The sequence below is a fragment of the Rheinheimera sp. genome, assembly GCF_036782235.1.
Taxonomy (GTDB): Bacteria; Pseudomonadota; Gammaproteobacteria; order Enterobacterales; family Alteromonadaceae; genus Pararheinheimera.
Genome location: NZ_DAIPZL010000013.1, coordinates 1 through 14,827, shown reverse-complemented (window position 1 = coordinate 14,827; position 14,827 = coordinate 1). Strand labels below are relative to the sequence as shown.

Here is a 14,827-nt window from a genome sequence, read left to right as displayed (position 1 = left end):
TGACTGCCATCAATAAGGTCTGGCAGTCTGAACAGTTACGCTGTGATTTCGGTACGCAGTTGTGTAGTTGAGAAGGAGGCGTAACACCTCCTTTTGGCGGTTCATGGGTGAAAGTGTTTTGTTAAGCCTGCTTTTTGCGGGCGCTTAACCGCACCCATTCTTCTTTGACTGCAACAGGGTCAAAATCAAATTCAGCGGCATAAGCATCCATCACACTTTGGGCCTGGCTTTCCAGAATACCGGACAACGCCAGCAAACCACCAGGTTTGACATAAGCGCTGATAACGCCAGACAACTCAGCCAGCGGGCCGGCCAGAATATTGGCGACTACCACATCCACTTCCAGTGTTGGCTGATCTTTGGGTAAATAGAGTTCAATCTGGCCGGCCACGCCATTGCGCTCAGCGTTGGCGGCGCTGGCTTCAATAGCTTGGGGGTCTATATCCACACCTACCACTCTTTTCGCGCCGAGTTTGAGTGCTGCTATACCCAAGATGCCTGAACCACAGCCAAAATCGACCACTGTGGCTTCAGTGAGATCCTGTGCATCCAGCCACTCCATACAAAGGGCGGTAGTAGGGTGGGTGCCGGTACCAAAAGCAAGACCGGGGTCCAGCATCACGTTCACTGCAGTCGGGTCAGGAATATCACGCCAGCTTGGGCAGACCCATAACCTTTTGCCAAACTGAATAGGATGGAAGTTGTCCATCCATTCGCGTTCCCAGTCTTTATCTTCGAGCTGTTCCAGCTTGTACTGCACGCCGTTTTTAAACAGGCTGACCTGCTCTAACTGTTTGATCACTTTATCCATCTTGTGTTCGGCATCAAACAAACCCACCACCACAGTGTTGGCCCAATAAATCACTTCACCAGGCAATGGTTCATAAATAGGGGTGTCTTTGGCATCCACAAAACTAACGGCCTGAGCGCCCCAGCTCATCAGCATATCGCTGACAGTTTCGGCGTGTTTTTCAGTGGTATTTACCCGCAGTTGGATCCAAGGCATGGTGATTTCCGTTTGATGCTGAACATAAAAGAGCGGCAGTTTAGCAGTTTTCTCTGCACAAGGCAGCGCTTGCGCGGCCTTTGCATCATTTTTGCGAAGGGTTGAATGAGGAGCTGCCCGGGCCAAGGTACCACTGGGTTTTGTCAGCATAGGTAAAAACCGCTGATTTTCAGCCATTTTTTTGGGCTCAAAGGCAGATTTTGATAGACTGAGGCCAACAGAGGTTTGGTGATTGTAGGTTGTGATGAAAATTGTTCACATTATTCTGACGCACAGTTTTGCCGGCAGTGAACGTTATGCCGTTGAGCTGGCCAATACGCAGGCAGAGCAACAGCATCAGGTGACGGTGATTTTGCACAAAAGGGGTTGTGAACAAAGAGCCAATGCCATCAGGCACCGGCTTAGCGACAAAGTGCAGGTTCAGGTGGTGGATGGCTGGAAATTTTTTGCTATCTGGCAAGCGCGTAAAATGATCCGCACGTTAAAACCCGATGTAGCCCACGCCCATTTAAGTGCCGGTTGCCGCGTGTTACAAGGGCTCAAAGGTTTATGTCTGAGAGTAGCCACTTTACATATTTGCTATAAAAAACAGCAGCATGCCAAGCTTGATGCTTTAATCGCTATAGCGCCGTGGCAGCTGGATGCGATACCGGCTTCACTTCAACAGCACTGCATTCAGCTGGATAACTGGACCAATACCCAACTGACAGCGCCAGCGGCTAAAACCGAACTGCGGCAAAAGCTTGGGTTGGCGGAAAACGAGCTGATTTTTGGCACTTTAGGCCGGGTGGAAGCGACCAAAGGCCACGACGTGCTGGTGCGGGCTTTTGTCAAAGCCAATATTCCCAACGCCCGTCTGGTGATAGTCGGGGATGGCAAGGCCATGCCTGAGCTGAAAAAACTGGTCAATGACAAGCTCGCCGGTGACAAAGTGTTGCTGGCCGGTTTTTCCACCACACCACAAGACTGGCTTTATAGTTTTGATGTGTTTGTCAGTAGCGCGAGGTACGAGCCTTTTGGTCTGGTATTTTTAGAAGCGATGCAGGCTGGTTTACCTGTGCTGGCCACAGTTTCACAAGGTGCCCAATATTTACAGCCATTATTTGGCCGCGATTTAGTGCCGGTTGATGATGTGGAAGCGCTGGCAAATGCCATGTTGACACTTGCAGCAGCGAAGCCTGAGAAAATAACATACCCCATGCAGCGTTTTGATATTCAGGCGCGGGTACAGGATGTGGTGGATTTTTACCAGCAAGAGCTCGCGAAGTTAAACTAGCTGTGGTGTCGGCACTGATGCTTGTAAGCAAAGTCGTCGCCAACTTATTAAGCCTCTGGTTTTCGTCTTTAGCGTTACAGGCAGCAACTCAAAACCAAAAGGCTCCCGCGGGAGCCTTTTTTACATAACTATGCTTTACAAGCATCGGTGAGTTATTTCATTCCCAGTTTATGTTCCAGGTAATGAATATTGGTGCCACCTTTATTAAAGTTGGCGTCCGACATAATTTCTTTATGCAGGTCGATATTGGTTTTAATACCACCCACTAACAGCTCAGACAGTGCGTTACGCATCCGGGCAATGGCAATTTCACGGCTTTCACCGTAAGTGATCAGTTTGCCCACCATGGAATCGTAGTTTGGCGGTACTGTGTAATCGGCATAAATATGCGAATCCCAACGCACACCATTGCCACCTGGCGGGTGGAAACGGGTGATGGTGCCAGGAGACGGAATAAAGGTTTTTGGATCTTCAGCGTTAATACGGCATTCCACGGCATGGCCACGAATCACAATATCAGACTGCTTAATCGACAGCGGCATGCCAGAGGCAATACGCAGCTGCTCTTTAATTAAATCCACACCTGTGATCATCTCAGTTACCGGGTGTTCTACCTGAATACGGGTGTTCATTTCGATAAAAAAGAATTCGCCGTTTTCAAACAGGAATTCAAAAGTACCGGCACCACGGTAGTTCAAATCGATACAAGCCTGCACACAACGGCCACCGATAAAGTCGCGTTGTTCCTGAGTAATGCCAGGGGCCGGCGCTTCTTCCACGACTTTCTGGTGGCGACGCTGCATAGAACAGTCGCGCTCACCTAAGTGAATGGCTTTGCCCTGACCATCGGCCAATACCTGAATTTCGATATGACGTGGGTTTTCCAGGAATTTTTCCATGTACACCATGTCATTACCAAAAGCAGCTTTGGCTTCAGCTTTGGTCATTTCAATAGAAGACACCAGCTCTTCTTCGCTTCGCACCACACGCATACCACGACCACCACCACCTCCGGCTGCTTTTACGATAATTGGGTAACCAATACGTTTGGCAATAGCTTTGTTGGTGTCCGCGTCATCGCCCACAGCGCCGTCAGAGCCTGGTACACAAGGTACTCCGGCTTTTTTCATCGCTTCAATGGCGGAAACTTTATCACCCATCAGGCTGATAGATTCAGGGCGTGGGCCGATAAATACCAGGCCACTTTCTTCCACTTGCTGCGCAAAATCGGCCCGCTCTGCTAAAAAGCCGTAACCCGGGTGAATGGCCTGGGCATTGGTGACTTCAGCGGCGGCAATTAAAGCCGGGATGTTTAAATAACTTTGTGGAGAAGGCGCCGGACCAATACAAATGGTCTCGTCGGCCAACAACACATGTTTGAGGTTCCGGTCGACGGTGGAATGCACCGCGACTGTTTTAATACCGAGTTCTTTGCAGGCGCGTAAAATACGCAGCGCAATTTCTCCCCGGTTGGCAATCAGCACTTTTTCTAACATGGGTCGGCCTTTTGAATTATTCGATCACAAATAAAGGCTGGTCGAATTCAACCGGCTCGCCGTTTTCTACCAGAATAGCGGTGATGGTGCCTGCTTTGTCAGACTGGATCTGGTTCATCATTTTCATCGCTTCAACGATACACAGGGTATCGCCAACTTTGACGGTTTGGCCCACTTCAGCAAAAGCTTTTGAAGTTGGAGAAGCGGCGCGGTAGAAAGTACCAACCATAGGTGAACGCATCTGATGACCTGTGATGGCAGGTGCGGCTGCAGCAGCGGCCGGCGCTGCTGCAGCTGCAGGTGCTGCGGCTGGCGCTTGCATTGGCGCTGCCTGATATTGCATTGGTGCATAATGCTGAACCGGACCACCGCGGCTGATGCGCACTGACTCTTCGCCTTCGGTAATTTCCAGTTCGTTAATACCTGACTCTTCCAGAAGCTCGATCAGTTTTTTAATTTTTCTAATATCCATGACGATGTTGCCTGACTCTTAGTTGAAATTATGGGTTGATGTTCGTGGTGGTTAAGCTCGACACTGCAGCCTCTAAGGCATAACGGTAACCGTTGGCACCAAGGCCACAAATCACCCCTTTTGCAATGTCGGATAAATAGGAGTGCCGGCGAAATGCCTCGCGGGCATGTACGTTCGACAGATGAATTTCAATAAAAGGAATAGCCACGGCCAATAAAGCGTCGCGAATCGCCACGCTGGTGTGGGTAAAAGCGCCTGGATTGATCAGAATAAAATCCTGTTTGCCAAGGCTTTGCTGAATGGCAGTTACCAGTTCATGTTCTGCGTTGGATTGCAGATGGCTCAGTTGCACATTCAGGCTGCTGGCGTGGCTAGTCAGATCCGCAACAATTTGTTCTAAAGTGGCGGCACCATAAATATGGGGTTCGCGTTGTCCCAGCATATTCAGATTGGGGCCATTCAGAAGCAAAATACGTAAAACTGATGCCATTTGTCGCCTATTCCGTTGAAGATTCATCATCTGCTTTCATCTTGCCAAAGGTTGTCTGAAAAAGCATCTTTTTCAGTAAAAACCGGCAGGGCTGTGCAGAGTTGCCGCTTATTATAGAGAAATCGCAGCAAATGGCAGCAAAATACTGGTCTTATCAGCGGAGGGGAACTTTTTGTGGTGATGTTAGAGCTGCAGGGCAGGTTGTCGGGCTACAAAGGCCAAATCTAATGTTCTGGCGCTCTGTAGCCCTGTTTTAGTGAAGAATTAACCCTGATTCAGTTGTTTTAAATGGGCGGCAAATTCGGCTGGCGGCATAAAACCTGTGACCCTGGATTTGGTCAGTTCGCTGCCATTTGGCGCAAAAAACAATAAAGTGGGCAGGCCAAGCACACTAAATTTATCCATCAGTTCGACATCCTGCTCTGTGGCTTTGGTCACATCAATCCGCAATAACCGGATCTTGGCCATCTCGGTTTTGACGGCGGCGTCGGCAAAAGTAATATGTTCAAACTCTTTACAGGCCACACACCACTCGGCAAATAAATCCAGCATCACATATTGGTTTTGGGCTTCGGCTTTTTTTAGTTCAATGTCTAAATCGGCCAGGGTTTTAATATCAATAAACTGACCTGCACTGACTTGGGAGGTATTGCTGGCAACTGCAGCAGCCGGCGCCGACGAGGGGAGCCAGAAACGCAGGTTCCACTGTGCTGTTGCTATCACTAACAAGGTCGCCAGCAACCAGCACAAGGCTTTGGCCAGCGGTTTTTGTAATTGTTGCTGCACTGTGTGTAAAAACAAGGCGGCGCCAAGCGCAAGGACAGAAGTCAGCACAATCAGCACAGAATCCGGCAAAATACGTTCCAGTAATACCAGCGGCACTGACAATAACAAGAAACCAAAACCGGCTTTGACCACGTCCATCCAGGCGCCGGGTTTAGGCAGCCACTTGCCACCACTGCTGCCAATTAACAACAGCGGCAGACCCATGCCCAGGCTCAGCACATAAAGCACCAAAGCGCCGTAGGCCATATCACCACTTTGCGCTATATAAAGCAGCACACCGGTAAGCGGTGCCGTAGTGCAGGGGGAGGCCACCAAACCCGACAAGGCTCCCATGATGAGTGCCCCTTTTAAACTGCCACCTTGTTGTTTGTTACTTAAAGCACCCACTTTTTCCTGCCAGCTACCCGGCAGTTGCAACGTCAGCACACCAAACATGGCAAGGGCCAGCAGCACAAATAAAATGCTGATGCCAATAAGTACCGCAGGGTGCTGGAAATAAGCCTGAAACTTCACACCGGCACTGGCCACCACTAAACCCAATAGTGAATAGGTAATGGCCATGCCCTGTACATAAGCCATCGACAACCGGAAGGCACGACCCGTGCTGAGTTGCTGGCCTTGTCCGGCAATAATGCTGGTGAGGATCGGGTACATAGGGAATACACAAGGCGTAAAAGCCAGGCCCAAACCGAGTAAGAAAAACAGCCCTAAAGTCCAGAGACTGCGATCATCGGTCAGTCTTTCAGCCAGTTCCACCTGTGATGATTTAGGCGCCGTTATAGCATCTGTTGTTGTAGTTTCTGCTTTGTCTTCTGTTGCAGTCGTGGTTGCACCTATGTCATTCAATACTGCGGCGCTGCTATTGGCAGCCTGTGGCTGAAACAGTGGAATTTCGCGGGTTTGTACCGGATAGCATAAACCGGCCTTGGCGCAGCCCTGATAACGTACTTTTAATACCGCATCTTTATCGATATTCGACAAAGGCACCGACAACACCACCTGATGCAGATAAATTTCCGTTTTGCCAAAATATTCATCTTCATAAGGCATACCAGGCGGATAAGTAGGGTGAGAAAAATTCACCGCCACACCGGCCAGCTTAAATTTATCTTTATACAGGTAATAACCATCGGCAATTTGCCAGCTGATTTTCAGCGTGTTGTCTTGCTGTACAAAGTCCAGCACAAAAGCCTGGTCAACAGGCAAAAACTGGTTACCTTGTAATTTACTTAATAAATCATTGGCTTGGAGCGGCAAACTTGCCAACAGCAGGTAAAGAAAAACAGCAAATTGTTTAAACATCAGGACCACATTCCTTTTTTATTCGGGGGCGCGCTGGTGAGCAGCTGATTATACGCAGCTTGTTACCTTCTGGCTTTTTTTGTCTGGTCAATCAGGCAAAAATCTTCTGCAGTTATCCACCAGACCGGACAAGAGCGCACTTTGTTGCAATAAGCTGAAGAAAAACTTAAGTAACTGATTGATAGCACGAATAACTTCTATCTGAAAAGCCAGGCAGACTGTCATTTACAAAGAATTTTTTAGCAAAGCCCTTGGTTTTTTTAAGGCCTTACCCCATATCCCAGTCACTTTAAAAATTCAGCAATTTGACGGCAACGTTAAAACCCAAAAACGCTTTAGGAGAAATTAAGCATGAATATTCGTCCATTACATGACCGCGTGATCATCAAACGCCTGGAAGCAGAAAGCAAATCGGCTGGTGGTATTGTTCTGACCGGCGCTTCTGCTGAAAAATCGACCCGGGGCGAAGTGGTAGCGGTAGGCAACGGCCGGATCCTGGAAAACGGTACTGTACGTCCATTAGAAGTCAAAGTGGGCGACAAAGTGATCTTCGGTGCTTATGTAGAGCGCTCAGAGAAAATTGACGGCCAGGAATATGTCATCACCAAAGAAGACAACATTCTTGGCATTATCACTGAATAATCCCGGTTTTTATCAAATCATTCTGATTTCAACGAATTTTCGAGGAATTTAAACATGGCTGCAAAAGACGTACGTTTTGGCGATGAAGCCCGTAATAAGATGCTCAAAGGCGTCAACATTTTAGCAAACGCAGTGCGCGTGACCTTAGGCCCGAAAGGCCGTAACGTGATTCTGGACAAATCTTTTGGCGCCCCATTAATCACCAAAGACGGTGTATCAGTTGCCAAAGAAATTGAACTGGAAGACAAGTTCGAAAACATGGGCGCGCAGATGGTGAAAGAAGTTGCTTCTAAAGCCAACGACGAAGCCGGTGACGGTACTACTACTGCAACAGTGCTGGCACAAAACATTATCAACGAAGGCGTAAAAGCTGTTGCTGCCGGTATGAATCCAATGGATTTAAAACGTGGTATCGACAAAGCTGTTGCTGCTGCTGTTGAAGAATTAAAAGCTTTATCTCAGCCTTGTGCCGACAGCAAAGCTATTGCTCAGGTTGGTACTATCTCTGCAAACTCTGACGATGAAATTGGCCAGATCATCGCCAATGCCATGGACAAAGTGGGCAAAGAAGGTGTGATCACTGTTGAAGAAGGTCAGGGTTTAGCCAACGAGCTGGCTGTGGTTGAAGGTATGCAGTTTGACCGCGGTTACCTGTCGCCGTACTTTATCAACAACGCTGAAGCTGGCCAGGTTGAACTGGACAACCCGTTTATCCTGACTGTGGATAAAAAAATCAGCAATATCCGTGAATTACTGCCGGTATTAGAAGGTGTTGCTAAGTCTGGCAAACCACTTTTAATCATCGCTGAAGATTTAGAAGGCGAAGCTTTAGCAACGCTGGTGGTAAACAACATGCGCGGTATCGTCAAAGTTTCTGCGGTAAAAGCCCCGGGTTTTGGTGACCGTCGTAAAGCTATGCTGCAAGACATTGCTGTATTAACCGGTGGTGTGGTGATTTCTGAAGAAATTGGCCTGGAGCTGGAAAAAGCCACACTGGAAGACTTAGGTACTGCGAAACGTGTGGTGATCACCAAAGACAACACCACTATTATCGATGGTGCCGGTGAGCAGGACGCTATCGACGGTCGCGTGAAGCAAATCCGTCAGCAAGTGGAAGATGCCACTTCAGATTACGATAAAGAAAAGCTGCAAGAGCGCCTGGCCAAATTAGCAGGTGGTGTTGCTGTGATTAAAGTCGGCGCTGCCACTGAAATCGAAATGAAAGAGAAAAAACACCGCGTAGAAGACGCGCTGCACGCAACCCGCGCTGCCGTTGAAGAAGGTGTGGTACCTGGCGGTGGTGTGGCTCTGGTACGTGTGGCCGCTAAACTGGCTGAGCTGCGTGGTATCAATGAAGATCAGAACCACGGTATCAAGATTGCGCTGCGCGCGATGGAAGCTCCACTGCGTCAAATCGTGGATAACGCCGGTGAAGAGCCATCAGTGGTGGTCAATCAGGTCAAATCAGGTGCCGGTAACTACGGTTATAACGCTGCAACTGGTGTATACGGCGATATGCTGGAAATGGGTATTCTGGATCCAACCAAAGTGACCCGCTCAGCACTGCAATTTGCGGCATCTGTGGGTTCTCTGATGATCACCACCGAAGCTATGGTGACAGAGCTGCCGAAGAAAGACGCTCCTGCAATGCCAGATATGGGCGGCATGGGTGGCATGGGCGGCATGATGTGATGCTCGCTGCAGCACCTACAAGGGCGCTGCAACCCATCTTTGTGCTGACTTTTTATGTCAGCTGCATAACAAACCCGGCATCTGCCGGGTTTGTCTTTTTGCCCGCAGGAAAAACAGCGGAGCCCTCGGCTGTGTGCTGATAGCTATTTTTGCCGGTGAAAAGTGGCAGGCAATCACCTGTCTTTTGCCGTATTGTTGCAGCTGAATTAAAAAGCCGATTAGCCGGTGCTCGTGCTGGCAGGCAAGCATTCCGTTATGAATTGCATCTCTTTGCATTTATTCACTTCTTGCAACGTTATTTTTTGCAAAAAACGATTATATTAGGTCTGATTATATAAGGCGTGTGAGTTCCGGGAAGCTCGCCCGCGCAAACAGATAAACAAGGGGGCATCTATGCGTAAGACACTCATAATGTTCAGCACCGCAATGCTGTTCAGTGTTGCAGCAACTGCGGCGACAGGGCCGGCTGAAGTGAAACTGACGTGGCAAAATCCGGAAAAGTATACCGATATTCGCCCAGGAACCGGCACCAAAAAAGCCTATCAGCAAAAGGTGATCAAGGCATTTGACAAGATGTGGGCTGAATTTGCTGAGAAACTACCAGCTGGTTACAAATTTGAGGTCGTGATCACGGACCTGGATTTAGCGGGGGATGTTGAACCTATGTACAGTGGTGCAGGCAGAACCATGAATGATATCAGGGTGGTGAAGGATATTTATTTTCCGAAGATGAATCTTGATTATGTGCTGTATGATGCGAATAACGTTGAAGTCGCCAAAGGCACAGCTGTGAAAATAAAAGATATGGGGTTTATGCAATCCGGTTCGCTCGGTCATAACAGCCGTGAATTTGGTTATGAACAACATATGCTGGAAAAATGGTTTGAAAAAGAGGTGCTGCCTAAAGTGCAGACAACTGCGGCAAAATCATAAAATCGCTACAACAGCGTGGCGATTTTTTGATAAATCGCCACTGCTTCTTCTCTGCTCAGTTGACCGCTGCTGGCAGCCCGTCCGATAGTACTACTTACTTTCACCGAATCATTTTTTTCAACTTCCTGTTCATCGGCAGCTTTTGTTGTGCTGGTCTGTGATAACAGAGCAACCGAATTGTCTGTATTGACGTTTGAAACGGTTTCTTTGGTTATGTCAGTGACTCTTGCAGTTTTGTCTTTCGCTGGGAAACGCAGTTCTTGCTCAGGAGCATTGGTGTATCGCAGTTGTGTTGATGAAACTGCAGTTGTAGAAAGATCCATAAGATTCCTCCACTTGCATTGTACCCATAAGACTGCACAGCAAAAACCACAGCAATGCTCATTAATATTAGCTTAACGGCTCAAAGCTGTACGAAATTCCAGCAAGGTCTTGTGCAGCAGCTGTAATTGTTTCACCACCAGCTCCAGTGTGGCGGTATTAAATTGTTGGGTCAGGCGGATAGACGCAACCTGTTCAGCTGTTTCTGACAAGTACGGCAAAAAACGCGGGCTGCTGATTCTGAATAATGAATCTGCTGGAAAAATAGCCTGATGTTTAGCTTGCCCCTGTTGTGCCAGTTCATCCAGCAGGGCATCGGCATCAACTGCTTTGCGATAAAGTTCTTTTAAATTCTGATCAAGTTGATTCAGTAGCTGTTCCATAACAGACCCTCATAAAAATATGTCGGTTATTATGCCACAACCACTGTATTGAGCGGGAGAGTAAGCAAGGTTGCGTTTAGAACTCAGGAAAATGTTGTGGCAGCAGTTTTCATCAGGTCAGATTTGTTATATCATCTCATTTCTTTTTTTGGCAGCAGCAGGCACCCGAATGTTTGATCAAATTCGTCATACTCTGGATAAAGTAGGGATAGCAGTTACATCCTTATGTGCCATCCATTGTATTATGCTGCCGGTGTTATTGCCCGTATTGCCTCTGCTTGGGTTAACTTCGGTACATAACCATGCGCTGGAACGTATCGTGTTACTGATCACTATGGTGCTTGGTTTTATTACTATTTTTGCCGGTTTTCACCGTTACCACCGCAAGTTATATCCGTTTTATTCGTTGTTTTTGGGTGGTTTTATTTATTGGCAAAAAGACTTGTTAGGCCATGAATATGAGCATTATGTGCTGATTGTGGGGGCTGCTTTTGTGGTGCTGGCGCATGTGTTAAATATCCGGCTCTGTAATCATTGCCATAGTTGCGAAAGTCATTAATTTCACTTTGATCAGGTGTAAAAAGCGGACTTAGTCAAACCAGCTTTTGGCTTCATGTGGAAAGTTGCAAAAAATCCCATCAACCCCCAGCTGCTGTAACCTTATGGCTTCACGTTCATTATTGACCGTATAAACAAAAACTTTGAGTCCGCGTTCTTTTGCATCCTTCACCATCCTTTCATCAATAAAAGCCCGGTCACAGTTGACTGAAACAGCGCCAAGTTCAGCCGCAAAAGCACAATAATCAAGTGGAATAGATGCAGTTAGCGCACCAATGGCAAGTTCAGGCGCCAGAGTTCTGATCTGTTGCAAAAGCGGATGATGAAATGACGAAATCAAAAGTGTTGACCAGTCGGTACCCAATTCGCCGCGTGCTTTATGTAGCAACTTGACCAGAAGTTCGGCCGTGTTGTGACCTTTGAGTTCAATATTCAGTACACAGCGGTTTTGCACCAGCTTGAGCACTTGCCACAAAGTAGGTATTTTTTCCCCCTGACCGGCGTCCAGCTGTTGCAGTTGTGGCAGCGAATAATCTTCCAGCTCCCCAGTACCGTTGGTGGTGCGGTTCAGCTCGCGGTCGTGGATCACCACCAGTTCACCGTCAACGGCATACACATCAATCTCAATACCATCAGCGTCACAATCTAAAGCAGCTTGAACGGCTTTGAGAGTATTTTCCGGGAAGTGACCGCTGACGCCACGGTGGGCAAAAATAAACATCGGTCACCTCCGGTAAAATTTAGTGTTTTTTAGCGGCAAAAGCTTCGCCCATACGCGTGACAGCGCCCGGGTACTGTTGTGGCAGGAATTCTATTTTGTCCGGTGCAAAGGCGAGGATCACAGTGGAACCCAGCTTAAAGCGGCCCATTTCAGCACCTTTTTCCAGATGTACGGCATTGGCACCTGTTGCCGGGTAGCTCCAGCGGAAAATCTCTTTGCCTGTGGGTGGGGTAATAGTACCAGCCCAGACAGTTTCAATACTGGCGACAATAGTCGCGCCCACCAACACCAGCGCCATAGGCCCAAGTTCAGTATCAAAAATAGTGACGACACGCTCGTTACGGGCAAATAAACCAGGCACATTGGCGGCTGTTAAGGGGTTGACTGAAAACAGTTCACCAGGCACATAAATCATTTCACGCAAGGTACCGGCAACAGGCATATGAATACGGTGATAATCTTTTGGCGCCAGATAAATACAGGCAAATTCGCCGTTTTGGTAAGGGGCAGCTGTTTCTGCGAGACCACCCAGCAAAGCTTGCAGTGAATAATCGTGGCCTTTGGCCTGAATCAGTTTATCACCCTCAATTTTACCAAGCTGACTGATAGCACCATCGACCGGATGAGCGATGATGTTGTCATCCTGTACTACAGGGCGTAAACCATCTTTAAGCGGTCGGGTAAAAAACTCGTTAAAGCTTTTATAATCAGAGGCATTTTCATACTTTGCTTCGGCCATATTAATGCCATAGGCTCTGATAAAAAGTTTAATCAAAGCATGGCTTATAAAACCCAGGCGGGCTGCAGCCAACAAACCCACCAGACGGGAAATCAGATGTTTGGGCATGATGTACTGCAGGGTGATTTTAAATTTATCCATCAGCGCGGATCCTTAATCAACTTTAAAAAAATTTGGTTTATCCTGTTCCATACTCAGCAGGATTTTATGATAGTTATCAAAACGTTCTTGCGACACTTCCCCAATTTCTATGGCGTGGTGTAAAGCACAACCCGGGTCGTTGCCATGTTTGCAGTCGCGGAATTTGCAACGGCCAAGCCAGGGGCGGAACTCTTTAAAACCCCAGATCACTTCATCAGGCTCTAAGTGCCAGAGCGCAAATTCGCGGATGCCGGGTGAGTCAATCAGATTACCGCCATCGGGCAGATGATACAAACGGGCCACAGTCGTCGTATGCTGGCCAAGGCCAGAGTTATCAGACACTTCCTGTGTTAATACCTGCACCTGAGGCAATAAATTGTTCACCAGCGACGATTTACCCACCCCAGACTGGCCAACAAAAATACTGGTGCCGGACTTTAAATAAGCATCGAGCTGCGTCATGCCTTCGCCGGTTTTGGCGCTCAACAGCAGCGTTTCGTAGCCAATTTTACGGTAAATATCGAGTTGCTGTTCCACTTCCTGCCGTTGCTCAGCAGTTAACAAATCAATTTTGTTTAGTAATAACAAGGGCTTGATTTGCATAGCTTCGGCAGCTACCAGGTAACGGTCAATAATATTCAGCGACAAAGAAGGCAGTACCGCCGACACTATAATCAGCAAATCAATATTGGCTGCGACTGGTTTTAAGCCATCGTAAAAATCAGGCCGCGATAATACTGAGCTGCGTTCCTGTACTGCTTCAATGACACCGCTGATGCCGGCTTGGGGCTGTAGCGCGCGGCGCCACACTACTTTGTCACCACAGACTAACGAGCTGATAGTACGGCGGATATTGCAACGTTCAATCACGCCGTTCTGATCTTCCACATCGGCATGTTGGCCAAAACGGCTGATCACAACACCTGCTTCTGCTTCACCTAATTGGGTGTGCTGCAGTTGTTGTTCGGCTTTGGCGGCTTTTTTTTCCAGTCGTTCCAGCCGTTTTTGCTGGTTACCGGCAATACGATCGGTTTGGCGTTGACTGAGGTGTTTCTTTTTCGTCACTGTATCTCAAGAGCCCTGCGGGCGTTTTCCAGTTGGCGTCAGGCGTAGTATGATACTAGCATTCACTCAAGTAACAAAGTAGCAATGCCACAAGGTGCCTTTTATGTCTGTTAGCGAGAATAATTTAGTCTGGATTGATTTGGAAATGACCGGCCTGGAGCCTGAAGTTGATGTAATTCTGGAAATGGCCGTGATAGTCACCGACAGTCAGCTGAATATTCTGGCCGAAGGCCCGGTGTTTGCCATTAAAACGCCCGACTCTGTGTTGGATAACATGAGCGCCTGGTGTGTGGAGCAACATGGCAAAAGTGGTTTAACCCAGCGTTGCCGCGAAAGTAACACGGATCTAGACAGTGCCGTAGATCAAACTATCGCCTTTTTATCGCAGTACGTGCCGGCAGGTAAATCGCCGATGTGTGGCAACAGCATAGGGCAGGACAGACGTTTTCTGGTGAAATACGCCCCTAAACTGGAGAGCTTTTTTCACTACCGCAATCTGGATGTGAGCACCGTCAAAGAACTGGCCAAACGCTGGAATCCGGAAGTAACCAAGCTGGTGAAAAAATCATCAAGTCATCTGGCAATGGACGACATCCGCGACTCAATTGCTGAATTAGTCACCTATCAGCAGCACTTTTTCCGTTTGCCGTCATAAAATGCTTGCAAACTCAATTTGATTTTGTAAAATGCGCCCCGCTTGGTTGCGAAGTTAATCTCTGGTTGACGCTGCAATCAAGCGGGAAGAAATTGATGCGGGCATAGCTCAGTTGGTAGAGCGCTACCTTGCCAAGGTCGAGGTCACGA

General features: G+C 48.0%; 16 protein-coding genes. 6 read left to right on the top strand and 10 right to left on the bottom strand.

What is annotated here, in order from left to right:
* Window positions 1–121: 121 nt before the first annotated feature.
* A complete protein-coding gene (prmA, locus tag V7P87_RS13475) occupies window positions 122–1,006 on the bottom strand; it encodes a 50S ribosomal protein L11 methyltransferase (RefSeq protein ID WP_333797893.1) in 885 nt (294 codons plus the stop codon).
* A 244-nt stretch (window positions 1,007–1,250) separates the two neighbouring features.
* Between prmA and V7P87_RS13470 the strand changes: the two genes are divergently transcribed.
* Window positions 1,251–2,282 carry a glycosyltransferase gene (locus tag V7P87_RS13470; protein WP_333797892.1) on the top strand — a complete coding sequence of 344 codons (1,032 nt, stop codon included), beginning with the start codon at window positions 1,251–1,253 and terminating at the stop codon, window positions 2,280–2,282.
* 152 nt (window positions 2,283–2,434) lie between these two features.
* On the opposite strand, the gene accC is transcribed toward V7P87_RS13470, so the two are convergent.
* The 4 genes from accC to V7P87_RS13450 all read right to left on the bottom strand — a co-directional run bounded on the left by accC (window position 2,435) and on the right by V7P87_RS13450 (window position 6,828).
* Window positions 2,435–3,778, bottom strand: a complete 1,344-nt coding sequence (accC, locus tag V7P87_RS13465; protein WP_296294477.1) for an acetyl-CoA carboxylase biotin carboxylase subunit — start codon at window positions 3,776–3,778, stop codon at window positions 2,435–2,437.
* 16 nt (window positions 3,779–3,794) lie between these two features.
* A complete protein-coding gene (gene accB, locus V7P87_RS13460; protein WP_296294479.1) occupies window positions 3,795–4,250 on the bottom strand; it encodes an acetyl-CoA carboxylase biotin carboxyl carrier protein in 456 nt (151 codons plus the stop codon).
* Between the two features lie 28 nt (window positions 4,251–4,278).
* Window positions 4,279–4,740, bottom strand: a complete 462-nt coding sequence (gene aroQ, locus V7P87_RS13455; RefSeq protein WP_296294482.1) for a type II 3-dehydroquinate dehydratase — start codon at window positions 4,738–4,740, stop codon at window positions 4,279–4,281.
* A 264-nt stretch (window positions 4,741–5,004) separates the two neighbouring features.
* Complete coding sequence (locus V7P87_RS13450; RefSeq protein WP_333797891.1) at window positions 5,005–6,828, bottom strand: protein-disulfide reductase DsbD; 1,824 nt, start codon at window positions 6,826–6,828, stop codon at window positions 5,005–5,007.
* Between the two features lie 351 nt (window positions 6,829–7,179).
* Between V7P87_RS13450 and V7P87_RS13445 the strand changes: the two genes are divergently transcribed.
* From V7P87_RS13445 to V7P87_RS13435, 3 genes are all read left to right on the top strand, one after another.
* On the top strand, window positions 7,180–7,470 hold the full coding sequence (locus V7P87_RS13445) for a co-chaperone GroES (protein WP_296294486.1): 291 nt from the start codon (window positions 7,180–7,182) through the stop codon (window positions 7,468–7,470).
* A 54-nt stretch (window positions 7,471–7,524) separates the two neighbouring features.
* Window positions 7,525–9,162 carry a chaperonin GroEL gene (groL, locus tag V7P87_RS13440; RefSeq protein WP_333797890.1) on the top strand — a complete coding sequence of 546 codons (1,638 nt, stop codon included), beginning with the start codon at window positions 7,525–7,527 and terminating at the stop codon, window positions 9,160–9,162.
* A gap of 426 nt (window positions 9,163–9,588) precedes the next feature.
* On the top strand, window positions 9,589–10,095 hold the full coding sequence (locus V7P87_RS13435) for a DUF3016 domain-containing protein (protein ID WP_333797889.1): 507 nt from the start codon (window positions 9,589–9,591) through the stop codon (window positions 10,093–10,095).
* Between the two features lie 5 nt (window positions 10,096–10,100).
* Here the strand turns inward: V7P87_RS13435 and V7P87_RS13430 are convergent, their stop codons facing one another.
* Both V7P87_RS13430 and V7P87_RS13425 read right to left on the bottom strand, forming a co-directional pair.
* A complete protein-coding gene (locus tag V7P87_RS13430; protein WP_333797888.1) occupies window positions 10,101–10,418 on the bottom strand; it encodes a hypothetical protein in 318 nt (105 codons plus the stop codon).
* Window positions 10,419–10,490: 72 nt separating this feature from the next.
* Window positions 10,491–10,799, bottom strand: a complete 309-nt coding sequence (locus V7P87_RS13425) for a prephenate dehydrogenase (protein ID WP_333797887.1) — start codon at window positions 10,797–10,799, stop codon at window positions 10,491–10,493.
* A gap of 169 nt (window positions 10,800–10,968) precedes the next feature.
* Here V7P87_RS13425 and V7P87_RS13420 point away from each other — a divergent pair, with 169 nt between their 5' ends.
* The gene (locus tag V7P87_RS13420; RefSeq protein ID WP_260655820.1) at window positions 10,969–11,358 is read left to right on the top strand and encodes a MerC domain-containing protein; all 390 of its coding nucleotides are present in this window, start codon (window positions 10,969–10,971) and stop codon (window positions 11,356–11,358) included.
* Window positions 11,359–11,388: 30 nt separating this feature from the next.
* Here the strand turns inward: V7P87_RS13420 and V7P87_RS13415 are convergent, their stop codons facing one another.
* The 3 genes from V7P87_RS13415 to rsgA are packed head-to-tail and all read right to left on the bottom strand — an operon-like array spanning window position 11,389 to window position 14,023.
* Window positions 11,389–12,078, bottom strand: a complete 690-nt coding sequence (locus V7P87_RS13415; protein ID WP_333797886.1) for a glycerophosphodiester phosphodiesterase — start codon at window positions 12,076–12,078, stop codon at window positions 11,389–11,391.
* A gap of 19 nt (window positions 12,079–12,097) precedes the next feature.
* Window positions 12,098–12,958: an archaetidylserine decarboxylase gene (gene asd, locus V7P87_RS13410; protein WP_333797885.1), complete on the bottom strand. Its 861-nt coding sequence runs from the start codon at window positions 12,956–12,958 to the stop codon at window positions 12,098–12,100.
* A 12-nt stretch (window positions 12,959–12,970) separates the two neighbouring features.
* A complete protein-coding gene (rsgA, locus tag V7P87_RS13405; RefSeq protein WP_333797884.1) occupies window positions 12,971–14,023 on the bottom strand; it encodes a small ribosomal subunit biogenesis GTPase RsgA in 1,053 nt (350 codons plus the stop codon).
* 103 nt (window positions 14,024–14,126) lie between these two features.
* Here rsgA and orn point away from each other — a divergent pair, with 103 nt between their 5' ends.
* On the top strand, window positions 14,127–14,678 hold the full coding sequence (orn, locus tag V7P87_RS13400) for an oligoribonuclease (protein WP_296294504.1): 552 nt from the start codon (window positions 14,127–14,129) through the stop codon (window positions 14,676–14,678).
* Window positions 14,679–14,827 lie beyond the last annotated feature (149 nt).

Bases quoted from the DNA above. Each gene is read 5' to 3' on its own strand.
- V7P87_RS13445 (WP_296294486.1), top strand. From the start codon at position 7,180: ATGAATATTCGTCCATTACATGACCGCGTGATCATCAAACGCCTGGAA.
- orn (WP_296294504.1), top strand. From the start codon at position 14,127: ATGTCTGTTAGCGAGAATAATTTAGTCTGGATTGATTTGGAAATGACC.
- aroQ (WP_296294482.1), bottom strand. From the start codon at position 4,740: ATGGCATCAGTTTTACGTATTTTGCTTCTGAATGGCCCCAATCTGAAT.
- prmA (WP_333797893.1), bottom strand. From the start codon at position 1,006: ATGCCTTGGATCCAACTGCGGGTAAATACCACTGAAAAACACGCCGAA.
- V7P87_RS13435 (WP_333797889.1), top strand. From the start codon at position 9,589: ATGCTGTTCAGTGTTGCAGCAACTGCGGCGACAGGGCCGGCTGAAGTG.
- groL (WP_333797890.1), top strand. From the start codon at position 7,525: ATGGCTGCAAAAGACGTACGTTTTGGCGATGAAGCCCGTAATAAGATG.
- accB (WP_296294479.1), bottom strand. From the start codon at position 4,250: ATGGATATTAGAAAAATTAAAAAACTGATCGAGCTTCTGGAAGAGTCA.
- accC (WP_296294477.1), bottom strand. From the start codon at position 3,778: ATGTTAGAAAAAGTGCTGATTGCCAACCGGGGAGAAATTGCGCTGCGT.
- asd (WP_333797885.1), bottom strand. From the start codon at position 12,958: ATGGATAAATTTAAAATCACCCTGCAGTACATCATGCCCAAACATCTG.
- V7P87_RS13450 (WP_333797891.1), bottom strand. From the start codon at position 6,828: ATGTTTAAACAATTTGCTGTTTTTCTTTACCTGCTGTTGGCAAGTTTG.
- V7P87_RS13420 (WP_260655820.1), top strand. From the start codon at position 10,969: ATGTTTGATCAAATTCGTCATACTCTGGATAAAGTAGGGATAGCAGTT.
- V7P87_RS13430 (WP_333797888.1), bottom strand. From the start codon at position 10,418: ATGGATCTTTCTACAACTGCAGTTTCATCAACACAACTGCGATACACC.
- V7P87_RS13470 (WP_333797892.1), top strand. From the start codon at position 1,251: ATGAAAATTGTTCACATTATTCTGACGCACAGTTTTGCCGGCAGTGAA.
- V7P87_RS13425 (WP_333797887.1), bottom strand. From the start codon at position 10,799: ATGGAACAGCTACTGAATCAACTTGATCAGAATTTAAAAGAACTTTAT.
- V7P87_RS13415 (WP_333797886.1), bottom strand. From the start codon at position 12,078: ATGTTTATTTTTGCCCACCGTGGCGTCAGCGGTCACTTCCCGGAAAAT.